Source organism: Saccharopolyspora sp. NPDC002376 (assembly GCF_053593195.1).
Genome location: NZ_JBSFBZ010000004.1, coordinates 64,395 through 86,850, shown reverse-complemented (window position 1 = coordinate 86,850; position 22,456 = coordinate 64,395). Strand labels below are relative to the sequence as shown.

The following is a 22,456-nucleotide window of genomic DNA, read 5'->3' as shown; positions in this document are numbered from 1 at the left end:
ACCCGATGGTTGCATTTTCGCTAGTCATCCAGCGAATTCAGCTGTCAAATCCGCAACCCGCCGGAGCGCCGTTCCGAGCGCCAGAACGGCGTCCCTTTGCATAAAGGAAATACCATCGGAATGCGTCAATCATGGCCATTTGGTGGCCTCCCAGTGGCCACTCGGCTAGGTTCTGGCGAAGTTGTCGATCGACCACGGCCGTGGACGGCATGACCCGGAGGTGGGCCGCAAAACCATGACTTCGCAGGAGAAAGCCGAAACACCCGAGCAGCGCGCACTGCTGCGCCGCGCGGTCGGCGCCGCCGCAATCGGAAACTGCACAGAGTGGTACGACTTCGGTGTATACGCCTACATCGCGGCCTACGTCGGTCACCAGTTCTTTCCCGGCCCGCTGGAGACGGTCTCCGCCTTCGGTGTCTTCGCCATCTCGTTCCTGTTCAGGCCGCTGGGCAGCCTGTTCTTCGGGCCGCTGGGCGACCGAATCGGGCGGCAGAAGGTACTCGCACTGACGATCTTGTTGATGTCGGGATCCACATTCGTCATCGGATTGTTGCCCACCTACGACACCATCGGAATCTTCGCGCCGATGCTGTTGCTCCTGTGCCGCTTGTTGCAGGGCTTCTCCACCGGCGGTGAATACGGTGGCGCCGCCACCTACATCGCGGAGTTCGCGCCCGACCGCAAGCGCGGATTCTGGGGCAGCTGGCTGGAATTCGGAACCCTGGTCGGATTCGGGCTCGGCGCGCTGGTGCCGACAATCCTGATCTTGAACATCGGCACCGAGGGAATGGAGGCCGGGGGCTGGCGCATTCCATTCCTGATCGCCGGTCCGCTCGGCGCCATCGGGCTCTACCTCCGGAGCAGGCTGGAGGACACCCCGGCGTTCAAGCAGCTGGAGGCCACCCACCAGGTCGCCAAATCGCCGCTGAAGGACCTGCTCAAGGAGTGGTGGCGCCAGCTGCTGATCCTGATGGGCATCGTGGTCCTGATCAACATCGCGAACTACACGATCCTGACCTACATGGAGACGTACCTGAAGGACACGCTCCACGTCGAGAGCGGTCAGGAGTACGCGGTCCTGGTGCCGCTGCTGCTCACCGTGCTGTTCATGATGGTGATCATCACGCCGGTCGGCGCGCTGTCGGACCGGATCGGCCGCAAGCCGCTGTTCCTGTCCGCGGCGATCTGCTTCATTGTCCTGCCCATCCCGGCGTTCATGCTGATCTCCCAGGGCACCGTGCTGACCACGGTCTGCGGTCTGGGGTTGCTGGCGATCGGGCACGTGCAACTGATCGGCCCGCTGGCCTCGACACTGCCCGCGATGTTCCCGACCAAGGTCCGCTACGCGGCCTTCTGCATCGGCTACAACATCTCCACCGCAGCCTTCGGCGGCACCGCGCCGCTGATCAACGACGCGGTCGTCAAGAGCACCGGCAACACCATGTTCCCGGCGTACTACTTGATGGGTGCGGCGTTGGTGGCCCTGGTGCCGATCCTGCTGATGAAGGAGACCGCGGGCAAGCCGCTCATGCAGGACTCGCCTTCCTCAGCGCGGTCCTCCACGAGCTGACCGAGTCACGAAGAAGGGCCCCGGCGCGCTTCGGCGCACTGGGGCCCTTTCGCATCTCTACCGCCAGTGCTCCCAGCCGCTCGGGCCGACGTACTCGCCGCCGTCCACGGTCACGCCCGAGCCTTCGGCGACCACGCCGATCTCCCGCCAGCCCTCCGGCAGCTCCTGCTCCGCCGGGAACGTCGCGATCAGCGCCTGGTCCTCGCCACCGGTGAGCACCCAGTGCCGGGCGTCGGCGCCGAGCGCGGAAGCGACCTCGGTCAGCCGCTGCGACACGTCCACTTGCTCGGTGCGGACGTCGATGGCGACCTGCGAAGCCGTCGCGATGTGGCCGAGGTCGGCCAGCAGGCCATCGGAGGTGTCCATCATCGACGTCGCGCCGGCCAACGCCGCCTGCGGACCGGCCGCGTACGGCGGTTCCGGGACGCGGTGCGCGCCGACGACCGCGACCGGCGAGCGGAAGCCCCGGCCGAGCACGGCCAACCCGGCCGCCGACCAGCCCAGCCGCCCGGCCACCGCCACCACGTCGCCGGGCCGCGCGCCGGAGCGGGTCACCGGCTCCCTGCCCTGCAGGTCACCGAGGGCCGTGACGGAGATCGTCAGTGAACTCGACGACACCATGTCGCCGCCGACGATGCCGATACCGACCCGCTGCGCTTCTTCCCACATGCCGTCGAGCAGCTCATCGGCGACACTCGTGGGCAGGTCCGGGGCGCAGGCCAGTCCGACCAGCACTCCGGTGGGCACCGCACCCATCGCGGCGATGTCGGAGAGGTTCACCGCGACGGCCTTGCGGCCCACTTGGTGCGGGGTGGACCAGTCGAAACGGAAGTGCACTCCTTCGACCAGCATGTCGGTGGAAGCCGCCACCCGCCCATCGGGAGCTGCCAGGACCGCGGCGTCGTCCCCCGGACCGAGCAAGGTACCGGGTGGCTGCGGCCGCCCCGCTGTCACCCGGTCGATAAGACCGAACTCACCCAACTGGGAAACGGTCTGTGCGTCCTGCGACGAATCAGGACCCAACTGGGACCTTCCTTCCTTGAGCATCTGCTCGGTCAAATGGGGTAGCTTTCTGCCAGTTTCCTACCCCGAGCACATCGGCAAGACGAAGGGGCACGCCGTGGTTCAGGCATACATCCTCATCCAGACCGAAGTCGGCAAGGCCGCCGCTGTGGCCGGTGAGATCAAGGGCTTCGAAGGCGTCATCAGCGCCGAGGACGTCACCGGTCCGTATGACGTGATCGTGCGCGCCGAAGCGGAGAACGTCGACCAGCTCGGCAAGATGGTAGTCGCCAAGATCCAGAACGTGGAAGGCATCACCCGGACCCTCACCTGCCCGGTGGTGCACCTCTGACGAAACGGTGATGATGGGCGCCCCTCCACCGCGGAGAGCGCCCATCATTGCAGCAGTGCGCGGCCAGGCCGGTGTCCAGCGACAACGGCGGCCGTGCTGTAGTGGACGACGTGGTTAACCAATCAGCGACCGGAGTGCCCCGACCGGTGTTGATCGTGGCGATCACGCTCGGAGCGCTCCTCGCCCTGGCGGTCGCCGGCATCGGCACGTACGGCTGGTACACCGCCCGTCAGGAGCAGCAGGCGGCGGAAGCCGCCCTGAAGGAGCGCCGCGAAGGCCCGCTGCCGCTCGCCCCGATCCCCGCGCCGAAGGCGGAAACGCCGGAGTGCAAGTCGGTGATCGACGCGCTGCCGCGCGAGCTGGCGGTGGAAGGCAAGCAGGTCCCACGCCGCGAGCTGGCGGCCCCGGCGCCCCAAGCAACGGTGGCGTGGGGCGACGCGGACCACGACCCGATCACGGCGCGCTGCGGCATCGACGCCCCCGCGGAGCTGACGCCGACCGCGCAGCTGGTGGACGTCTCCGGCGTGAGCTGGCTGAAGATCGACCAGGGCGGCGACACCTCGTGGCTGGCGGTCGACCGCCCGGTCTACGTCGCGCTGAGCCTCCCCGGCGACACCGGAACCGGCCCGCTCCAGGACCTCTCGGCGATCCTGCGCGACAAGCTCCCCAAGCAGCCGGTCTTCCCCTGACGAATCAGCGGTGGCGTGCGGCCGCGGTTGCCGCACGCCACCGCGCACCGCGGCGCTCGGCAGCTCCGAAGCTTCCCGGCCGGCGTTAGCGTGGCGCTCATGAGTGCCGCCCTGCTCCACGTCAGCGACCCGCACCTGACCGACGACCCCGCCTCCGCGGAGCGGCGCAAGGCGCGCACCAGGTGGTGTTGGCGCTGCACCAACCGCCGGTCGAGATCGGGCTTTCCTTCGTCGACGCGATCCCGCTGACCAATCCCGAAGCTCTGGTCGAACTCCTCCAGCCGTCGCGTCCGAACTCGGCGTCGACCCGGATCGCCGACCGCTCATGCTGGACAGCAGTGCACCCGGAATGGCCCTGCACCACATCGACGACGACGGCACCGTGACCACGACATTCCATCGCAGTGCTTGAGCTGACCGCCCCGGCCCCAGACGTGAAACGGCCCCGGTCTCGTTGCGGAGACCGGGGCCGTTTGCAGAGGTCAGCGCAGGCCGGTGCCTCGGTTGATGGCCGTGTCGATGAGGATGCTCAGCAGGGACGCGTAGTCCACGCCGCTGTGCGCCCACATCCGCGGGTACAGCGAGATCGACGTGAAGCCCGGCATGGTGTTGACCTCGTTGACGATCAGCTCGCCGTCCTCGGACAGGAAGAAGTCGACCCGGGCCAGGCCCTGGCACTCCAGCGCGCGGAAGGCGGTCACCGCGTCCGAACGCAGCTTCTCGATCGCGTCGTCGCCGATCTTCGCCGGAATGTCGAACTCGGTGACGTCGTCGAGGTACTTGGACTCGTAGTCGTACCAGTCGGATTCGCCGGTCACGCGCAGCTCGGCGGGCTGCGAGGCCTCGATCCGGCCGTCCGGGAACTCCAGCACGCCGCACTCGATCTCGCGCCCGACCACCGCGGCCTCGATGATCACCTTGGGGTCGGTGCGCCGCGCCTCGGCGATCGCCGCGTCCAGGTCGGCCCAGTCGGTGACCTTGCTGATGCCCAGCGACGACCCGGCGCGCGCGGGCTTGACGAACACCGGCAGCCCGAGCCGCTCGCGCTGCGCTTCGTCCAGTGTGGACTGGTCGCGGCGCAGCACCTCGTAGGTGCCGACCGACAGGCCCTCCGCGGCGAGCAGCTTCTTGGTGTACTCCTTGTCCATCGACACCGCGCTGGACAGCACGCCCGGCCCCACGTAGGGCACGTCGGCCATCTCGAGCAGACCCTGGATGGTGCCGTCCTCGCCGAACGCGCCGTGCAGCACCGGGAACACCACGTCCACCGACGACAGCACCTCGCCGCCCCGCTCCGGCTCCAGCAGCACCAGGTCGCGCCGCGTGGGGTCGCCGGGCAGCGCGATGGCGGTGCCGGACTCGACCGCGGGCTCCTTGCGGTCCCGGATCTCCAGCTGCTTCGGATCGTCGGTGCCCAGCACCCAGGCACCCTCGCGGGTGATGCCGACCGGCACGATCTCGAAGCGGTCCTGGTCCAGGTGCGCGAGCACGCTACCGCCGGACACGCAGGAAATGCCGTGTTCGGTGCTGCGGCCGCCGAAGACGACCGCCACCCGGGTCTTGCGCTGTGTCATGCGCCGGACCCTACCCGGCCAGCCGCATCCCCTTTCCACAACCTGCGCCCGAACGGGGCGCCCGGACCAACGCCCCAACACCTACCGCAACCAGCCGCATCCCATCCGTGCGCGAAACTCCGACCCGCCTCCGTCCGCGCGATGGTCCACAGTTTCAATTGAAACTGTAATCTCCACCCACGGCACACCACAGTTTCAATTGAAACTGTGTTCAGTCGCGACTGAAACCTACAGTTGCAATTGAAGCTGTGGATTCACGGATGGCACAGTCGGGCGATGGTCGGCAGGGCTCGGATCAGGTCCTCGCGGGAGCAGGCGGCGTAGCCGAGCGCCAAGCCGAACCACTGCTGCGGGCCGCAGTGGTGGCGGCGGAGACCGTCGAGGACCAGTCCTCGCTCCCCCGCCTCGGCGACCACTCGCTGCTCGGTTTCGGCGTCCGGCAGGGGCAGGACGACGTGGGCGCCGGCGCGGTCGCCGAACACCTCCACTCCTTCGGCACCCAGGCCATCGACGACCAGGGTCCGGCGTTGCGAGAGCTCACGTCGCAGTCGGCGCAGGTGGCGTCCGAGGTCGCCGTTGCGTGCGAACTCCGCCAGGACCCGCTGGCCGGCGGCGGCCGGGCTCGTGCCGGTGAGCGCGCGACGCTCCACCACCGCCTCGGAAACCCAGTCCGGGGCGAGCATCCAGCCCACGCCCAGCGTCGGTGAGATGATCTTGCTCGTGGTGCCCAGGTGGACCACGACGTCCGGCGCCATCGACGCGAGCACCGGCAGCGGCGCGACGTCGTAGCGCAGCTCCCCGTCGTAGTCGTCCTCGATGATCAGCCAGCCCTCGGCCCGCGCCCGCTCCACGAGCGCGATCCGGCGCTCCGCGGGCAGCCGCCCGCCGATCGGGTACTGGTGCGCCGGGGAGCAGTAGACCGCGCGCACGCCCTTCGGGATGGCGTCGACCACGATTCCGGCGTGGTCCACCCGCGCCGGGACCACCCGCGCCCCGATGGCCGTCAGAGCGCCGACCGCTCGTTGGTAACCGGGCTCTTCCACCGCGATCGCGTCACCCGGCTTCAGCACGCTCGACGCCAGCTCGATGACCGCGGCGGTGGTGCCCCCGGTGGCGAGGACGTTGTCGACCGTCAGCCCGCCGAGGACGAGCCCGCGGTGCCGCAGCAGGTGCTCGACGACGGCTTCGCGGTAGGCGAGCACCCCGGCCCGGTGCGGTGTCGAGTCCGGCTCCACATCGGCCGCCGCTCGCCAAGCCCGCCGCCACGCCGCGCGGTCGATGCCTTCGGCCCAGGGCACGCCGGGGGTCAGCACCACGGTCGGTTCCTGCGGGCCCCGCTCGTTCCGGAACGCGCCGTTCGGCGTTCCGGTCTGCGCGCCGGGCGGACTGGTCGTGACGTAGGTTCCGGAGCCGTGCCGACCGGCGATCCAGCCCTCGGCGTGCAGCTGTTCGTAGGCGGCAGCGGTCACCGTGCGACTGACCTCGAGGTGGCGCGCGAGCGCGCGGGTCGACGGCAGGCGGTCGCCGCCGCGCAGCTGGCCGATGGTCGCAGCGTGCCGGAGGGCGTCCGCGAGCTGGACCGCGAGCGGGCGCGGGTCGTCGCGGCGCAGGTCGATGGCCAGCTCCAGCAGCGGCGAACTCGCGGGCACGGCATGTGGCATTTCGAAATTCTCCCTGATTGGCACTTCGATAATGCCACTTACCGGATGATCCTGTTCTCCGTGACCCAACAGCTCTCGCCCACGGAACGGTCCACCATCCGCCGCGGCAGCGCACGCGCCCGCACCGAGCGCAGCGACCTGCACGCGGTGCTCGACGCCAGCCTGATCTGCCACCTCGGCGTGCTGGTCGATGGCGCGCCACGCGTGCTGCCCACCGGCTACGGCCGCATCGGCGACATGCTCTACGTGCACGGATCCACCGGCGCGCGGAGCCTGCGCGAGGCGGCCGAGGTCTGCGTGACGGTGACCAACGTCGACGGGATCGTCTACGCGCGCTCGGCGTTCCACTTCTCCGTGAACTACCGGTCGGCAGTGATCCACGGCCGGGCTCGCCGGGTCACCGCCCCGGACGAGAGGTGGCAGGCGCTGCAGGTGATCACCGAGCACCTGGCCCCTGGATCCTGGGAGCACGCGCGGCAGCCGAACAAGCGGGAGCTGGCCGCCACCGCCGTCCTCGCGCTTGACCTGACCGAAGCAGCGGTGAAGATCCGCACCGGCGGTCCGGTCGACGAAGTCGAAGACGTCGAGGCGGGCAAGGCGTGGGCCGGGGTGCTGCCGCTGGAAACCCGCTGGGGCGCACCGGAACCATCCGACGACCTGGCGACGGACTTCGAAGTCCCAGAGCACGTGCGGGACCGGAGGTACTCGGCATGATCGTCCAGGAACTGACCGACTTCACCCCGGCGTACCCGGTTCTGCTCGAACTGCGCCCAAACCTGGGTTCGTTGGAGGACTTCCTGGCCCAGGTCGAGCAGCAGCAGGCGCACGGGTACCGGATGATCGCCGCGTACGACGACGGCGAGGTCGCGGCGGTGGCCGGGTTCCGCGCCGGGCTGTGCTTCGTCTGGGGCCACTACGTCTACATCGACGACCTGGTGACCGCGTCGAGCGCGCGGCGGAAGGGGCATGCGGCGACGCTGCTGGAGTGGATCGACGCGGAGGCCCAGCGGCTCGGCGTGAGCCAGGTCCACCTGGACTCCGGCACGCACCGGCACGACGCGCACCGCCGCTACCTGGCGTCCGGTTTCGCCATCTCGTCCTTCCACTTCGACAAGAAGACACCGGAGGTGTGAGTTGCTGGTGCGCCCCTGGGACGCCGCCCGCGACGACGAGGAGTGGCGGAACTGACTCTCCGAGCACGACTTCGGCCACCTCGTGGCCGTCGACCCGGACCGCCGGCCGATCGTGCAGCCGACGCACTTCGTCCTCGACGGCGACCGCGTCCTGCTGCACCTCGCGCGGCCGAACCCTACCTGGCGCGCGCTGGAGCACGATCCGCACTGCGTTCTGTCCGTTGTGGACGATTACGCCTTCATCCCCGGCCCGTGGCGGGCGGTGGACGTACCGCCGAGCTCGGGCGTGCCGACCAGCCACTACGCGAGCGTGCAGCTCTCGGGCACCGCGGAACTGGTGGACGACCTCGAAGCCAAGGCCGCGCTGCTGCGTCAGCAGGTCGAGCACTTCCAGCCCGACGGCGGAACCGCCGAAGTGCGCGCGCAGGACGGCCCGTTCTACCGGATGCTCAAGAGAATCCGCGGAGTCGTGGTGCACGTCGAATCTGTGACGGCGAAGTTCAAGTACGACGACCACAAACTGGTCGAACTCCAGGACTCAGTGTCCCAGCACCTGATCGAGCGCGACGCCCCGCGCGACCGCGCCGCAGCAGCGCAACAACGCCGCCGCAGGAACCACCGCACCTGAAATCGCCGTTCCTCCGAGTGCGCCCGGCTCAGGTGAGGCGGGCGCCCGTGGGGCGGAGGCCGGTGATCGGGTCGTGGACGTAGGTGGTCATCGGGGTCCGGACCGGGCGGTAGACGTGGATGCTCACCGCCGGGTCCGGCCCGGTGTTGGACACCTGGTGCACGTAGTCCGGGCCGAAGACGCGGGACTGGCCGGCGGTCAACGAGTTCAGCACGTCGGTCGTCCCGCCGCGCACGACGCGCTCGGTGAGGTTGCCGGAGATGATGGTGAAAGCGCCGGTGGCGCCGCCGTGGTCGTGCAGTTCGGTGTGCTGACCGGGCAGCCAGCTCAGCAGCCAGGCCTCGTAGTGCTCGGTGCGGGCGAGCAGGCCGAACCAGCGCTGGTCCGGGTCGTAGCGCAGCAGGTGCGTCCACGAACTGCGGTCGGCGGCGAGCTCTCGGGCGATGCGAACCGGGTGCGCGATGGTCAGATCGGCAGCAGCGGCAAGGGTATTCGGCGGAACGGCGAACACGTGTGGAAGTCCTTCGGGATCGTACGTGGATTCCGGGCGCAGGCGTGCGGGCACGCGCGGAAAAACCCGGGGATTACCGGAAATCGATCAACACGAAGGACACGAACAGAGCGCGCTGGCAACGCGGTGGAGGTCGATGTGACCCCGCCGACCGTTCATGGCGCGCAACAACATGCCGAGAACTCAACCAGCCCTGACCCCACCCCGTCAACTGACCAGCGACATCTCACCCCACGGAGTGTGTCCCACCCCATAGGACCCCGGCGCCGTCACCCGGGCGACGGCGCCGGGTCAGGAGAGGGCTTGGAGGACGTCGGCGACTAGGTCTTCGGGGTTCTCGCAGCCTGCTGAGAAGCGGAGGAAGCCTTCCGGCACCGGGTCGCCCCACTGGGCTCGGCGGTCGACCGTGCTGTGCAGGCCGCCGAAGCTGGTCGCCGCGACCACCAGTTCGCTGCGCCGGACGAACTCGTCCACCGCCGCCGCGTCGGCCAGCTCGAACCGGAACACCCCGCCCCAGCGGCGCATCTGGCGCTGTGCAAGATCGTGCGACGGGTCGTCGGGCGAACCGGGCCAGCGCAGGTCCGAGATCTTCGGGTGCCCGCGCAACGCCTCGACGAGCGCAGCCGCGTTCTCTGCCTGCCGCGCCAGGCGGACGTCGAGGGTCCCCATGCTGCGGTGCACCAACCACGTCTCGAACGGTCCGGGGATCGAGCCGGACAGCGTCCGCGCCCGCAGCAACCGCTCGGCCAGCTCGGGGTCGCGCACCGACACGTGGCCCATCAGCAGGTCGCTGTGCCCGGACAACGCCTTGGTGTCGCTGGCGATCACGATGTCCGCGCCCAGCTCCAGCGGACGCTGCCCCAGCGGCGTCGCCGTGGTGTTGTCCACCGCCAGCAGGGCTCCCGCCCGGTGCGCGCGCTCGGCGAGCTCGGCGATGTCGCACACGTCGAGACCGGGGTTCGACGGAGTTTCCAGCAGCACCAAGCGGACTCCGGCGAACACGTCGTCGGTCCACGGCCCGAGGGTGCTGATCTCCCGGACGTCCAGGTCCAGCTCGGTCAGCTCGTCGCGCACGAAGTTCCGGGTGGCGTAGTAGCCGTCGTTGGGCACGACCAGCTTGTCGCCGTGGCGCAGGACCGCGCGCAGCACCGTGCTGATCGCGGCCATGCCCGAGGGAAGCAGCAGGCAGTGCCCGCCGTCGAGGTCACCGATCGCCGATTCCAGCGCCCGCCAGGTCGGATTGCTCGCCCGGCCGTAGAAGTCACCGCCGCCCTGGTAGTCCTCGCCGAGATGGAACGGGGCGGCGAACACCGGCCCCGGCAGCATCGGGGTTCCGCTGACCGGTTCCGAGTGGCCGCCTCGCACGCAGCGCGTGCCGTCGCCAAGTTCCGAAGTGCTCACAACCCACCTGCCACATCACTCTGCTCAACCATCCCCGCGAACGACGGTGGTCGCAGGTCCAACGGTCGCGCGAAAGCCTCCGAGGTTCCGCTACCTGAACCGCTGCGCAAAACGAGCCTGGAACTCCTTGGGAGTCACTCGGCCTTGCGTTCGCGGCCGAGCAGTTCCGCCGCTGCCGGGCCCGGTTGCAGGTCTTCGTGGCAGACGCGGTGCACCACGTCGGTGATCGGCATCTCCACGCCGTGGCGGGCCGCCAGCTGGCGGATCGACGAGCAGGACTTCACGCCTTCGGACACCTGGCCGTGCGCCGCTTCCTGCGCCTGCGCCAGGGTCTCGCCGCGACCGAGCCGCTCGCCGAAGGTCCGGTTGCGCGACAGCGGCGACATGCAGGTGGCCACCAGGTCACCGAGCCCGGCCAGGCCCGCGAACGTCATCGGGTCCGCGCCCAGCGCCGCGCCCAGCCGAGTCGTCTCGGCCAGACCGCGGGTGATCAGCGAGGACATCGTGTTGTCCCCGAAGCCGAGCCCGACCGCCATGCCGCAGGCCAGCGCGATGACGTTCTTGCACGCGCCGGCGATCTCGATGCCGATCAGGTCGGTGTTGGTGTAGGGCCGGAAGTACGGCGTCGAGCAGGCGTGCTGCAGCGCGACGGCGCGGTCGTGGTCGGCGCAGGCCACCACGGTCGCGGTCGGCTGCTCGGCGGCGATCTCCTTGGCCAGGTTCGGGCCGGACACCACCGCGACCTGCTCCATCGGAACGTCGGCGACCTCGGCGATGACCTCGCTCATCCGCTTCAGGGTGCTCAGTTCGACGCCCTTGGCCAGGCTCACCAGCGTCGCGTCCGCCGGCAGCAGCGGCTGCCACCCGGCGAGGTTCTCGCGCAGCGTCTGGCTGGGCACCGCAAGCACCACCACGTCGGCGTCGTGCACCGCCGCGGCCGCGTCATCGGTGGCGTGCAGCGACTCCGGAAGCCGAACGTCCGGCAGGTAGCCGGAGTTGCAGCGGGATTCGTTGATCGCCTCGGCGACCTCCGCGCGGCGCGCCCACAGGGCGACGTCGTTGCCCGCGTCGGCCAGGACCTTCGCGAAGGTGGTGCCCCAGGATCCGGCACCGAGCACCGCGATGCGCTCAGGCCGCGCCATCATCGCCCCGCTTCTTGCGCGCGGGGCTGTAGAACTCGTCCGGCCGCTGCTCGCCGCGGATCTCGCCGAGCAGGTCCCCCACCCGGCGCATCGCCAGGTTCGTGACCTCGCGCAGCGCCTGCCCGTCGTGCTCCATGCCACGGTAGGCCGACAGGTCCAGCGGCTCGCCGAAGGCGTACTTCACGGTCTTGCGCGGGAACGGGCGGAAGCGCTTCTTGTAGTGGTCGTAGATGTCGCGGGTTCCCCAGCGGGCGGCCGGGATCACCGGGATGTCGTGGGCGAGCGCCAGCCGCGCCACCCCGACCTTCGGCGTCATCGGCCAGCCGTCGGGGTCCTTGGTGATGGTGCCGTCCGGGTAGATCAGGATCGCCTTGCCGCGCTCCAGCGCTTCGTGCGCTTCCCGCAGGCTCTTCTGCGCGTCGGCGGTGCCGCGGTAGACCGGGATCTGGTCCGCGCCGACCAGCACGCTCTTCAACACCGGGACGTTCCACAGCGTGTTCTTGGCCAGGAAGCGCGGCACCCGCGCGGCACGGTGCACGGTCACCGCGTCGAACACCGGGTCCAGGTGGGAGACGTGGTTGAGCACCAGCAGCACCGGACCGTCCGCCGGGATGTTGTGCAGTCCGCGCACCTCGGTGTGGGCCAGCGCACCGGTCAGCGGGTAGAAAACAACGCGCGCCAGGCCGATCCAGAACTTGCCCATGCCCCGCGCCTTCTCGCTGGTCTTCCTCCGCTGGCGCCGGAGGCTCTTCAGTTCCGCCACGGCAACTCCTCACTTGTCCTCGCGAGCGTCCGCAAAGTTACCCCGAGCGTCTCCGAACGTCGGCAACCAGTCGGCTCCGCGTCCGTGTCGCCCGGGCCGGGAAGATGGGAGCGTGAGCGCTGACGATGACCAGCCGAACCGCCGGTTCCCGCAGCAGGACTGCCCTGCGGTGCACCTCATCGTGCCGATCAAACCCCTGCACCTGGCCAAGTCCCGACTGCTCGGCGCCGCCGACGGAGGCGCGCGCCGCCCCGCCGCGCACGCCGAGCTGGTGACCGCCGTGGCGTTGGACACAGTGGCCGCAGCACGCCGCGCCGAGGGCGTCGCCGGGGTCGTCGTGATCACCTCCGATCCGACGCTGACCGCCGAGTTCACCGCCGCGGGCGTGGAAGTGATCGCGGACTCCCCCGCTGCCGGGCTCAACGCGGCGTTGCGGCACGGCGACGCCGAGCTGCAGGTGGCCCGGATCGGGGCGCTGCAAGCGGATCTGCCCGCGCTGCAGCCGGACGACCTCGCCGCCGCCATCCGCGCCGCCGGGGCGGACCGGTCGTTCTGCCCGGACCGGCACGGCACCGGCACCACGCTGCTGCTGGCCGAACCGGGACGCCCGCTCGCTCCGCGCTTCGGCCCCGGTTCGGCCGACGCGCACGCCGAATCCGGGGCGAAGCCGCTGCTGGGACCGTGGGACTCACTGCGCTGTGACGTCGACACCGAGGCCGATCTGCGCGCCGCCCGCTCCCTCGGACTCGGTCCGCGAACCGCTGCCGCCACCGCGTGAATCACCGATTCCACGCGAATCCGGCGGCGGATTCACATCCAGGGGCACAACGGCAACGCGAAACGACCATGAACTCTTTTCACAGACATCGGTTGAACCGGTTTGATGAGCGACAATGGAGGAGTGAGCACCGACAGCACCGGCCGGGCCGAGCAGCCCGCCAAACGAAGCACCAGTGGCCGGTCCACTCACCGCGCATCGAGCCCGGCGCTAGGTGATGCGATCCCGGCGGCGTTCGAGGGCGCCCGCGTCCCGTCCGCGCCGCCCGCGGTGACGCGCGCGGCGGCGACCACGGACCTGCCCGAGGACCGCTACCTCAACCGCGAGCTGTCCTGGCTCGACTTCAACGCCCGGGTGCTGGCCATCGCCGAGGACAAGTCGCAGCCGGTGCTCGAGCGCGCGAAGTTCCTCGCGATCTTCGCGTCCAACCTGGACGAGTTCTACATGGTGCGCGTCGCCGGGCTGAAGCGGCGCGAGGAGACCGGGCTGGCGGTGCGCAGCGCCGACGGGCTCACCCCGCACGAGCAGCTGACCCGCATCGCGGCCCGAAACCAGGACCTGATGGAGAAGCTGAGCCGGGTCTTCCTCGACGAGCTGGTGCCCGAGCTGGAGGCGCACGGCGTCCGGATCCTGAGCTGGTCGGAGCTGGAGACCGTCGACCAGGAGAAGCTGACCCGCTACTTCGAGGACCACATCTTCCCGGTGCTCACCCCGCTGGCGGTGGACCCGGCGCACCCGTTCCCCTACATCTCCGGGCTGTCGCTGAACCTCGCTGTCACCGTCGCCGACCCGGACGCCGGGATGCGGCGCTTCGCCCGGGTCAAGGTGCCGGACAACGTGCCGCGGCTGATCCGCATCGAATCCGACCGGGAGACCGAACGCGCCACCTTCCTGCCGCTGGAGGAGCTCATCGCCGCTCGCCTGGGGAAGTTGTTCCCCGGCATGCGGGTCGCCGAGCACCACATCTTCCGGGTCACCCGCAACGCCGACCTGGAGGTCGAGGAGGACCGCGACGAGGACCTGCTCCAGGCCATGGAGCGGGAGCTGGCGCGGCGCCGCTTCGGGCCGCCGGTGCGGCTCGAGGTCACCGACACGATGAGCGAGAACATGCTCGAACTCCTGCTGCGCGAGCTGGAGGTCGACCAGCACGACGTGGTGGAGGTCAAGGGCCTGCTGGATCTGTCGTGCCTGTTCCAGCTGGAGCGGTTGCACCGGCCGGACCTCAAGGAACCGCCGTTCGTGCCCGCGACGCACCCGGCGTTCGCCGAAGGCCAGACGCCCAAGAGCATCTTCTCCACGCTGCGCGAGGGCGACGTGCTGGTGCACCACCCCTACGACTCGTTCTCCACGTCGGTGCAGCGGTTCATCGAGCAGGCCGCGGCCGACCCGCACGTGCTGGCCATCAAGCAGACGCTGTACCGGACCTCCGGTGACTCGCCGATCGTCAACGCCCTCATCGACGCCGCCGAAGCCGGCAAGCAGGTGGTGGCGCTGGTGGAGCTCAAGGCCCGGTTCGACGAGCAGGCGAACATCGGGTGGGCCCGCACCCTGGAGCGCGCCGGGGTGCACGTGGTCTACGGCCTGGTCGGGTTGAAGACGCACTGCAAGACCGCGCTGGTGGTGCGCCAGGAGAGCTCCACGATCCGCCGCTACTGCCACCTGGGCACCGGCAACTACAACCCGAAGACAGCGCGCATCTACGAGGACCTGGGGCTGCTGACCGCTTCCCCGGAGATCGGCGCCGACCTCACCGACCTGTTCAACGTGCTCACCGGTTACGCCCGGCACGGCGAGTACCGCCGAATCCTGGTGTCCCCGCAGGGCATCCGCAACGGCATCGTGGAGCGCGTGGAGGCCGAGATCGAGCGGGCCCGGCAGGGCCTGTCGTGCGGCATCCGGATGAAGGTGAACTCGCTGGTCGACGAGCAGATCATCGATGCGCTGTACCAGGCTTCGCTGGCCGGTGTGCCGGTCAAGGTCGTGGTGCGCGGCATCTGCTCGCTCAAGGCGGGCGTCGAAGGCCTCAGCGAGAACGTCGAGGTGCGCTCGATCCTGGGCCGCTTCCTGGAGCACTCCCGCGTGTTCCACTTCGTCGGCATCGACGAGCGCTGGATCGGCAGCGCCGACATGATGCACCGCAACCTGGACCGCCGGATCGAAACCCAGGTGCGGGTCACCGATCCCAAGCTCACCGCCCAGCTGGACGCGCTGCTCGACTCGGCGATGCACCCGGCGACGCGCTGCTGGGTGCTCAACGCCAAGGGCGACTGGGAAGCTTCGCCGCGCAGCGGGGAGCAGGTCCGCGACCACCAGGTGGAGATGCTGCGCCAGCACGGGGCGCGCGAAGGTTCCGTAGGCCGGACCGACCGCTGAGACTGCTTTGAGGACGATGAGCGTGACCGAGAACCAGCCGGGTACCGAGAAGATCGACGGCGAACCGACTGATGTCCCCGGCCGAACCGTGCGGGCCGCCGGAGCGGTGCTGTGGCGCGACGGCAGCGACGGCCCCGAAGTCGCGGTGGTGCACCGCCCGCGCTACGACGACTGGTCGTTGCCGAAGGGAAAGCTCGACCCCGGCGAGCTGCCCGCGCACGCAGCGGCCCGCGAGGTCGCCGAGGAGACCGGGTTTTCCTGCGTGCTGTCCCGTTTCCTCACCCAGGTGAACTACGCAGTGCCCGCTGCGGGCGGGACCGCGCCGAAGGTCGTGGACTACTTCGTCGCCCGCGCCGGCGGCGGATCTTTCGAGCCGAACAGCGAAGTCGACGAACTGCGCTGGCTTCCCGTCGCCCAAGCGCAGGAACTGGTCAGCTATCCGCACGACGGTCGCGTGCTCGACGCCTTCGAGCAGCTGCCGACCGAGCTGGTGACGGTTCTGCTGGTCCGCCACGCGAAAGCGGGCAAGCGATCCGACTGGGACGGCGACGACGTTCTGCGCCCGCTCACCGAAGCGGGACAACAGCAGCGGGACGCATTGCACTCCCTGCTGCCGTTGTTCGGCCCGACGCGCGTCCATTCCGCACCGCGACTGCGCTGCGAGCAAACGGTGGCGCCGATCGCGGCGGACTTGGGCGTCGACATCGAGCCCGAACCGCTGTTCTCCGAAGAGGGATTCGTCACCGATCCGGCCGCGGCGGTCGAGCGGATGCTGCGCGTGGCGGCCGGAAACGGGCCTGCGCTGGTGTGCAGCCAGGGCGGCGCGATTCCGGACCTCGTGGCACGGCTGGCGGATTCCGGCGCGCTGAGCGGCCGCCCCGGGCTGCGACCCGGCGAGGTCGCCAGCCGCAAGGGCAGCGTTTGGATCCTCAGCTTCCGCCGGGACTCGGCGACCAGCAACGGCAACGGCCCATCACTGCACCTCGCCGCGGCCGACTACCTCGAAGACCCAATCCCCTGATCGGCCTTTAAAGACAATTCGACGGTGGGATTGTCAGCAATCACGGCCCGTGAGTGCTTTGTGGCGTTATAGCGCCATTAAGCACTCACGGGCTTCTGCTGGGCGAAACGATGTTGAGACCCAGGCATCGTCCAGCCGTCTCGACGACAGCGGGATGCGGCTTCGTCTCGTGCCTGATGAAGGCTGATTCGCGAACTCCGCTCACCGGCGATTCGCCTGGTGTCCGAGTCGGACGCGTCGGCAGAGAAGTGCCGACGTCCCGGCTCCGGAATTCAGCGGCCTGACACCGCTGTTGGGCGCTGATCGCGCCGTGAGGGCGTTGCGAACGCCCGGCCGGGCATCGGTAGCATCCAGCCGGTGTTCCGGCGGCTGCGGACCGCTCAGGCCCGTTTTCGCCGCGAGCGGCCGTCCTGTGCGCAGTGTCGCACCTGGACGCCGCACAGCTGCTGGCCGGAGCCTCCCCTCCGAGCGGATCGGAGGCTTCCAGCCGAGAGCGGGCGGCACCTCATCCCGATGGTCGGGTTCAGGTGGCCGCCCGCTCGGTCCACTGTTGCTCGCTGCAGTGGCGAGCACTCACTTCTTGGTGGACTTGCGAGTCGTCGTCGCCTTCTTGGTCGCCGGACGGGTCGTCGTGGCAGCGGCGGCCTTGGTGGTGCTGGCCTTCGCAGTGCTGGCCCGCTTGGCGGTGCTGGCCTTGGCGGTGGTCGCCTTGGCGGTGGTGGCCTTCGGCGCGGCGGCCTTGGTGGTCCGCTTCGGCGCTGCCTTGGTGGCGGTCGCCTTGGTGGCAGCGGCCTTCGGCGCAGCCTTGGTGGCGGCGGCCTTGGCGGCGGTCGCCTTGGCGGCGGTCGCCTTGGCGGCGGTCGCCTTGGCGGCGGTCGCCTTGGCGGCCCTGGTCGCAGTCGCCTTGGCGGCAGCGGCGGCCTTGGTGGTCGCGCGACCGGTGGTCTTGGTCGCGGCGGCACGCGTGGTGGTCGCCTTCGCCTTGGTGCCGGCCGGAGCCTTGGCGGCGGTCTTGGCGGCGGTCGCGGTCCGGGTGGTGGCACCGCGGGTGGTGGCCGCCTTGACCGAAGACTGGCGCGGCAGTTTCCGCTGTCCGCCCACGACTTCCTTGAACTGGGTGCCGGCGCGGAAGGCGGGAACGCTGGTCTTCTTGACCTTCACGGACTCACCGGTGCGCGGGTTGCGGGCGGTACGCGCGGCACGGGCCCGCTTCTCGAAAACGCCGAAGCCGGTGATGTTGACCTTCTCGCCCTTGTTGACGTTGCGAACGATGATGTCCACGACGTTTTCCACGGCCTGGCTGGCGGTCTTCTTGTCTCCGAGGCGTTCTGCCAGAGCCTCGATGAGTTGGGCCTTGTTCACTTCAGTCCCTCCCAGGACACAACAACGGCCCCGTTGGGCCGACTCAATGTCAACGGTAAAGCCCCGGATAAACAAATGCCAATCGCCACGCCCCATTTTTTTCGTTGGGGGCGCGGGCATTCGTGTCCGGGCAACGGGGCCGCAGTGCTTGTGGAGCAACTGTTCAGTTGTGCGCCGGGTGGCGGATTTTTCCTTGCACAGCAGAAAGAATCCGCCACCCGGTCAAGCCGCGATCACTCCGCGGGGGCGGGCAGCGTGGCCGGCTTGAAGCTCGGTCGCTGCTGCTCAAAAGTGTCGATCGTCTCGGCGTGCCGGAGCGTCAAACCGATGTCGTCGAGCCCTTCCAGCAACCGCCAGCGGGTGTAGTCGTCGATGCTGAACGACACGGTGAGGTCCTTGGCGTGCACGGTCCGTTGCTCCAGATCCACCGTCACGGCGGTACCGGGCTCGTTCTCCAAGACCTTCCACAGCAGTTCCACATCGGACTGCTCGCACTCGGCCGCCAGCAGGCCCTGCTTGCCCGAGTTGCCGCGGAAGATATCGGCGAAGCGGCTGGAGATGACCGCCCGGAAGCCGTAGTCCTTCAGCGCCCACACGGCGTGCTCGCGCGAAGATCCGGTGCCGAAGTCCGGTCCGGCGACCAGCACGCTGCCGGCGCGGAACGGTTCCTGGTTGAGGATGAAGTCCTCGTCACCCCGCCAGGCGGCGAACAGCGCGTCCTCGAATCCGGTCCGGGAGACCCGCTTGAGGTAGACCGCCGGGATGATCTGGTCGGTGTCCACGTTGGACCGGCGCAGCGGGACGCCGACCCCGGTGTGCGTCTTGAACGGTTCCATCGTCACTGCTCCTTATGGGCTGCATTACGAGCGGCTGTCTTTGAAGCGGCGAAGCCGCTTGGCCCACCTACGCAGATCGACCACCCGCGGGTTCTCAGAAGTCGCCTCGCGAGGACAGCCCCGACATGGCGTATCGGACATACGTGAGTCGGGGATCCCGCAGTCGAGGCGGCCTCTGAGGTTCCGCCAGGTGACCACCTGCGCAAAGTGAGTCCAACGTCAGCTTTCAGTCGAGGTCTTCGGGCGAGGAGAGGGTGCCGCGCACCGCGGTGGCGGCGGCCACGAGCGGCGAGACCAGGTGGGTGCGGCCGCCCTTGCCTTGCCTGCCCTCGAAGTTGCGGTTGGAGGTCGACGCGCTGCGCTCGCCCGGGGCGAGCTGATCCGGGTTCATGCCCAGGCACATCGAACAACCGGCCGAACGCCATTCCGCGCCAGCAGCGGTGAAAACCTCGTGCAGCCCTTCGGACTCCGCCTGCTTGCGGACCTTCATCGAGCCCGGCACGACCAGCATCCGCACGTCCTGCGCGACCTTGCGGCCCTTCAGGACGTCAGCGGCGGCGCGCAGGTCCTCGATGCGGCCGTTGGTGCACGAACCCAGGAACACCGTGTCGACCGACACCTCGCGCAGCGGCGTACCCGCCGTCAAGCCCATGTAGGACAACGCCTTCTCAGCGGCGAAGCGCTCACCTTCGTCGACGATCTGCTCCGGGTCCGGCACCCGCTCGCCCAGCGGCAGGCCCTGGCCCGGGTTGGTTCCCCAAGTGACGAAAGGCGTGAGTTCGTCGGCGTTCAGAGTGACTTCTGCGTCGAAAGTGGCGTCGTCGTCGGTGCGCAGCGTCTTCCAGTACTCGACCGCGGCGTCCCACTCGGCACCCTCGGGTGCGTGCGAACGCCCCTTCAGATACTCGAAAGTCGTTTCGTCCGGCGCGATCATGCCCGCGCGGGCACCCGCTTCGATCGACATGTTGCAGATCGTCATGCGAGCTTCCATGGACAGCTGGCGGACCGCTTCGCCGCGGTACTCGAGCACGTAGCCCTGCCCGCCGCCGGTGCCGATCTTGGCGATCACGGCCAGGATCACGTCCTTGCTGGTCACTCCCGGACGCAAGGTTCCCTCGACGTTGATGGCCATGGTCTTGAACGGCTTCAGCGGCAGCGTCTGGGTGGCCAGCACGTGCTCGACCTCGGAAGTGCCGATGCCGAAGGCCAGCGCGCCGAACGCGCCGTGCGTGGAGGTGTGGCTGTCGCCGCAGACCACGGTGGTGCCGGGCTGCGTCAGCCCGAGCTGCGGACCGACGACGTGCACGATGCCCTGCTCGGCGTCGCCCATCGGGTGCAGCCGGACGCCGAATTCCGCGCAGTTCTTCCGCAAGGTGTCGACCTGCGTGCGCGAGACCGGGTCGGCGATCGGCAGGTCGATCCCGGTGGTGGGCACGTTGTGGTCCTCGGTGGCCAGCGTCAGGTCGGGGCGGCGCACCGGCCGGCCCGCCAGCCGGAGCCCTTCGAAGGCCTGCGGGCTGGTCACCTCGTGCACCAGGTGGAGATCGATGTAGAGCAGGTCTGGCTCGTGGCCTTCACCGCGGCGCACGATGTGCGCTTCCCAAACCTTCTCCGCGAGCGTTTTTCCCATCGCTGCTCCCAGTCGAGCCTGCCGAGACCCCGTAACGGGTCTTCCCACAGAGTGGACTTCCCAGATGTCGGGAAGCTAGTATCGGTACGTGGGACAGCATAGCGGCATCGGAGTACTGGACAAGGCAGTGGCCGTTCTGCAGGTCGTTGCCAACGAACCGTGCGGCCTCGCAGAACTGTGCAGCCGCACGGGTCTGCCGAGGGCAACGGCGCATCGCCTGGCGGTGGGCCTGGAGGTACACCGCCTCCTGCGCAGAGATTCGGACGGGCGCTGGCGCCCGGGAGCAGCCCTCGCAGAACTCTCGGGCGGAGCAGTGGACCCGCTGCTGGAAGCAGCTACCACGGTACTGCCCAAACTCCGGGACATCACGGGCGAAAGCGTCCAGCTCTACCGCCGGGACGGCATGCAACGCCTGTGCATCGCCACCGCGGAACCCCCGAGCGGCCTCCGGGACACCGTCCCAGTGGGCACAGCCCTCTCGATGTCAGCAGGCTCCGGAGCCAAGGTCCTTGCGGCCTGGTCGGACCCAGCAACCCAGAGAGCGGTCCTCGCAGAAGCGGTCTACGGCGAGCGAACCCTCATGGAAGTTCGCAGAAGGGGCTGGGCCCAAAGCGTAGCGGAACGCGAATCGGGCGTGGCCAGCGTGAGCGCCCCGGTGAAGGACGCCCAAGGCCAGGTAGTCGCGGCGATCTCGGTCTCAGGCCCCATCGACCGCATGGGCCGCCGCCCAGGAGCCCGCTGGGCAGCAGACCTGCTAGCAGCAGCAGAAGCCCTGCAAAACCGTCTGTAACCAAACAAGACCAAGGCAAGCGGTGCGGGCCCGAAAAGCCCGCACCGCCAACAACCCCGGCCCAGCCAAGCTGGACCAAACGCACAAAGAAGCCCCCACTCGCAAAGTCACGAGTGGGGGCTTCCGTAGTAGTCCCGACGGGATTTGAACCCGCGCTACCGCCTTGAGAGGGCGGCGTCCTAGGCCGCTAGACGACGGGACCGCGCTACGGGAAGAACTCTACAACACCCCAAGAACCCCCAGAACACCCACCCCCAAACCCGCCCCAACTCCACCAACGACCAGCAAAAACCCAACCCCAACCAACCCCACCACGAGCCCCGGACTCCAACCCCTGGAAAAAGCGAGCCCCCACCACAAACCCACCAACCACCAAGCTCTTCCAAAGAACCAACCACGCGCCCTGGGAGGAAACCCGCTAAAGAGGCGCCCCCGCCGACCTACAGGAGCGACGAACATCACAACCCTGCAAACAGCGGCGATACCGCGCGAATGACCGAACGCAAGCTGCGGTTGAGAACGGAGTGCGTTCGAGTTCAAAGCGGCAGGTGGTCACCTTGGCAGGCGAGGCGATTTTGCCGGAAATTGGCAGCGTTCTCGACGAAGCGCTGCGGCCGGGAAGGAAGCCAATTTCCAGCAAAATCGACGGACGTCACCACCACAAGAACAGCAGAGATACAGAACTCACCCAGGGCAGCCGCCAGGCAACCGATCCCACAGAACCGGATGAAGATCAGCCTGCATGGGTGCTAGTCACTGAGCAGGCCGGGAACGCCACCCCCCGCAAGGAGCAGATAAAAAAGCAACCCCCGCACCGTGGGGGGCATGGGGGGCTCGGCCCCCCAATACAAAAACGGAAAGGGCCACGTCTGCGTTCTCCGCAGACATGACCCTCCCACCCTTGTAGTCCCGACGGGATTTGAACCCGCGCTACCGCCTTGAGAGGGCGGCGTCCTAGGCCGCTAGACGACGGGACCGCGCTTGAGAGATCATCTTCTCGGCGTACCGAGCTTCCGACCTTCTCGCTGGGGTACCAGGACTCGAACCTAGACTAACTGAACCAGAATCAGTCGTGCTGCCAATTACACCATACCCCATGGTGTCACCCCGGCCAGTTGTCCTTTTCCGATCTCCCCGAGGGGTTTTCGGCTTTCGGACTGCTGTCCGCGGCGTTGATAAATACTTTAGACCATGCCTTCAAGGCCGTTTTCAGGGGGGTCCGCTTTAGGCATCTCCGCAG

At 68.8% G+C, this 22,456-nt stretch carries 20 protein-coding genes, 3 tRNA genes and 1 pseudogene; 11 read left to right on the top strand and 13 right to left on the bottom strand.

Annotated elements, in window-relative coordinates:
• Positions 1-235 precede the first annotated feature (235 nt).
• Positions 236-1,570: an MFS transporter gene (locus ACWCO2_RS04620; protein WP_450126324.1), complete on the top strand. Its 1,335-nt coding sequence runs from the start codon at positions 236-238 to the stop codon at positions 1,568-1,570.
• 57 nt (positions 1,571-1,627) lie between these two features.
• Here ACWCO2_RS04620 and ACWCO2_RS04615 read toward each other — a convergent pair whose 3' ends face one another.
• Positions 1,628-2,617: a thiamine-phosphate kinase gene (locus ACWCO2_RS04615; protein ID WP_450126451.1), complete on the bottom strand. Its 990-nt coding sequence runs from the start codon at positions 2,615-2,617 to the stop codon at positions 1,628-1,630.
• A gap of 73 nt (positions 2,618-2,690) precedes the next feature.
• Here ACWCO2_RS04615 and ACWCO2_RS04610 point away from each other — a divergent pair, with 73 nt between their 5' ends.
• From ACWCO2_RS04610 to ACWCO2_RS04600, 3 genes are all read left to right on the top strand, one after another.
• Positions 2,691-2,924: an Lrp/AsnC family transcriptional regulator gene (locus ACWCO2_RS04610; protein ID WP_450126323.1), complete on the top strand. Its 234-nt coding sequence runs from the start codon at positions 2,691-2,693 to the stop codon at positions 2,922-2,924.
• A gap of 155 nt (positions 2,925-3,079) precedes the next feature.
• Complete coding sequence (locus ACWCO2_RS04605) at positions 3,080-3,613, top strand: DUF3515 domain-containing protein (protein WP_450126322.1); 534 nt, start codon at positions 3,080-3,082, stop codon at positions 3,611-3,613.
• A gap of 182 nt (positions 3,614-3,795) precedes the next feature.
• Complete coding sequence (locus ACWCO2_RS04600; RefSeq protein ID WP_450126321.1) at positions 3,796-3,999, top strand: hypothetical protein; 204 nt, start codon at positions 3,796-3,798, stop codon at positions 3,997-3,999.
• A 96-nt stretch (positions 4,000-4,095) separates the two neighbouring features.
• Here the strand turns inward: ACWCO2_RS04600 and ACWCO2_RS04595 are convergent, their stop codons facing one another.
• Positions 4,096-5,187 carry a D-alanine--D-alanine ligase family protein gene (locus tag ACWCO2_RS04595; RefSeq protein WP_450126320.1) on the bottom strand — a complete coding sequence of 364 codons (1,092 nt, stop codon included), beginning with the start codon at positions 5,185-5,187 and terminating at the stop codon, positions 4,096-4,098.
• 254 nt (positions 5,188-5,441) lie between these two features.
• The gene (pdxR, locus tag ACWCO2_RS04590; RefSeq protein ID WP_450126319.1) at positions 5,442-6,848 is read right to left on the bottom strand and encodes a MocR-like pyridoxine biosynthesis transcription factor PdxR; all 1,407 of its coding nucleotides are present in this window, start codon (positions 6,846-6,848) and stop codon (positions 5,442-5,444) included.
• A gap of 45 nt (positions 6,849-6,893) precedes the next feature.
• Between pdxR and ACWCO2_RS04585 the strand changes: the two genes are divergently transcribed.
• From ACWCO2_RS04585 to ACWCO2_RS04575, 3 genes and pseudogenes are all read left to right on the top strand, one after another.
• Positions 6,894-7,562, top strand: coding sequence for a pyridoxamine 5'-phosphate oxidase family protein (locus ACWCO2_RS04585; protein WP_450126318.1), 669 nt, complete (start codon positions 6,894-6,896; stop codon positions 7,560-7,562).
• Positions 7,559-7,981 carry a GNAT family N-acetyltransferase gene (locus ACWCO2_RS04580; RefSeq protein WP_450126317.1) on the top strand — a complete coding sequence of 141 codons (423 nt, stop codon included), beginning with the start codon at positions 7,559-7,561 and terminating at the stop codon, positions 7,979-7,981. The genes ACWCO2_RS04585 and ACWCO2_RS04580 overlap by 4 nt, the downstream gene beginning before the upstream one ends.
• 67 nt (positions 7,982-8,048) lie before the next feature.
• Positions 8,049-8,609: pseudogene (locus tag ACWCO2_RS04575) on the top strand (FMN-binding negative transcriptional regulator); the annotation flags it as partial.
• A 28-nt stretch (positions 8,610-8,637) separates the two neighbouring features.
• Here ACWCO2_RS04575 and ACWCO2_RS04570 read toward each other — a convergent pair.
• The 4 genes from ACWCO2_RS04570 to ACWCO2_RS04555 form a co-directional block, all read right to left on the bottom strand.
• Entirely contained in the window at positions 8,638-9,120 is a 483-nt protein-coding gene (locus ACWCO2_RS04570) for a cysteine dioxygenase (protein ID WP_450126316.1), read from the bottom strand.
• A gap of 291 nt (positions 9,121-9,411) precedes the next feature.
• Positions 9,412-10,521, bottom strand: a complete 1,110-nt coding sequence (locus tag ACWCO2_RS04565; RefSeq protein ID WP_450126315.1) for a cystathionine gamma-lyase — start codon at positions 10,519-10,521, stop codon at positions 9,412-9,414.
• Between the two features lie 134 nt (positions 10,522-10,655).
• The gene (locus tag ACWCO2_RS04560; protein WP_450126314.1) at positions 10,656-11,666 is read right to left on the bottom strand and encodes an NAD(P)H-dependent glycerol-3-phosphate dehydrogenase; all 1,011 of its coding nucleotides are present in this window, start codon (positions 11,664-11,666) and stop codon (positions 10,656-10,658) included.
• Positions 11,650-12,426: a lysophospholipid acyltransferase family protein gene (locus tag ACWCO2_RS04555; protein ID WP_450126313.1), complete on the bottom strand. Its 777-nt coding sequence runs from the start codon at positions 12,424-12,426 to the stop codon at positions 11,650-11,652. Before ACWCO2_RS04555 ends, ACWCO2_RS04560 begins: the two co-directional genes overlap by 17 nt.
• A 169-nt stretch (positions 12,427-12,595) precedes the next feature.
• Here ACWCO2_RS04555 and cofC point away from each other — a divergent pair, with 169 nt between their 5' ends.
• The 3 genes from cofC (at position 12,596) to ACWCO2_RS04540 (ending at position 16,598) form a co-directional block, all read left to right on the top strand.
• Entirely contained in the window at positions 12,596-13,204 is a 609-nt protein-coding gene (gene cofC, locus ACWCO2_RS04550) for a 2-phospho-L-lactate guanylyltransferase (RefSeq protein ID WP_450126450.1), read from the top strand.
• Between the two features lie 123 nt (positions 13,205-13,327).
• Complete coding sequence (locus tag ACWCO2_RS04545) at positions 13,328-15,577, top strand: RNA degradosome polyphosphate kinase (protein WP_450126312.1); 2,250 nt, start codon at positions 13,328-13,330, stop codon at positions 15,575-15,577.
• A 16-nt stretch (positions 15,578-15,593) separates the two neighbouring features.
• Positions 15,594-16,598: an NUDIX hydrolase gene (locus tag ACWCO2_RS04540; RefSeq protein ID WP_450126311.1), complete on the top strand. Its 1,005-nt coding sequence runs from the start codon at positions 15,594-15,596 to the stop codon at positions 16,596-16,598.
• 573 nt (positions 16,599-17,171) lie between these two features.
• On the opposite strand, the gene ACWCO2_RS04535 is transcribed toward ACWCO2_RS04540, so the two are convergent.
• From ACWCO2_RS04535 to leuC, 3 genes are all read right to left on the bottom strand, one after another.
• On the bottom strand, positions 17,172-17,960 hold the full coding sequence (locus ACWCO2_RS04535; RefSeq protein WP_450126310.1) for an HU family DNA-binding protein: 789 nt from the start codon (positions 17,958-17,960) through the stop codon (positions 17,172-17,174).
• Positions 17,961-18,193: 233 nt separating this feature from the next.
• Positions 18,194-18,796: a 3-isopropylmalate dehydratase small subunit gene (leuD, locus tag ACWCO2_RS04530; protein WP_450126309.1), complete on the bottom strand. Its 603-nt coding sequence runs from the start codon at positions 18,794-18,796 to the stop codon at positions 18,194-18,196.
• A gap of 226 nt (positions 18,797-19,022) precedes the next feature.
• Positions 19,023-20,426, bottom strand: a complete 1,404-nt coding sequence (gene leuC, locus ACWCO2_RS04525) for a 3-isopropylmalate dehydratase large subunit (protein ID WP_450126308.1) — start codon at positions 20,424-20,426, stop codon at positions 19,023-19,025.
• A gap of 88 nt (positions 20,427-20,514) precedes the next feature.
• Between leuC and ACWCO2_RS04520 the strand changes: the two genes are divergently transcribed.
• Positions 20,515-21,216 carry an IclR family transcriptional regulator gene (locus ACWCO2_RS04520; RefSeq protein ID WP_450126307.1) on the top strand — a complete coding sequence of 234 codons (702 nt, stop codon included), beginning with the start codon at positions 20,515-20,517 and terminating at the stop codon, positions 21,214-21,216.
• A 129-nt stretch (positions 21,217-21,345) separates the two neighbouring features.
• Here ACWCO2_RS04520 and ACWCO2_RS04515 read toward each other — a convergent pair.
• The 3 genes from ACWCO2_RS04515 to ACWCO2_RS04505 all read right to left on the bottom strand — a co-directional run bounded on the left by ACWCO2_RS04515 (position 21,346) and on the right by ACWCO2_RS04505 (position 22,313).
• A tRNA-Glu gene (locus tag ACWCO2_RS04515) sits at positions 21,346-21,418 on the bottom strand.
• A 702-nt stretch (positions 21,419-22,120) separates the two neighbouring features.
• Positions 22,121-22,193: transfer RNA gene (locus tag ACWCO2_RS04510), tRNA-Glu, on the bottom strand.
• Between the two features lie 48 nt (positions 22,194-22,241).
• Positions 22,242-22,313 (bottom strand) — tRNA-Gln (locus tag ACWCO2_RS04505).
• Positions 22,314-22,456: the final 143 nt, after the last annotated feature.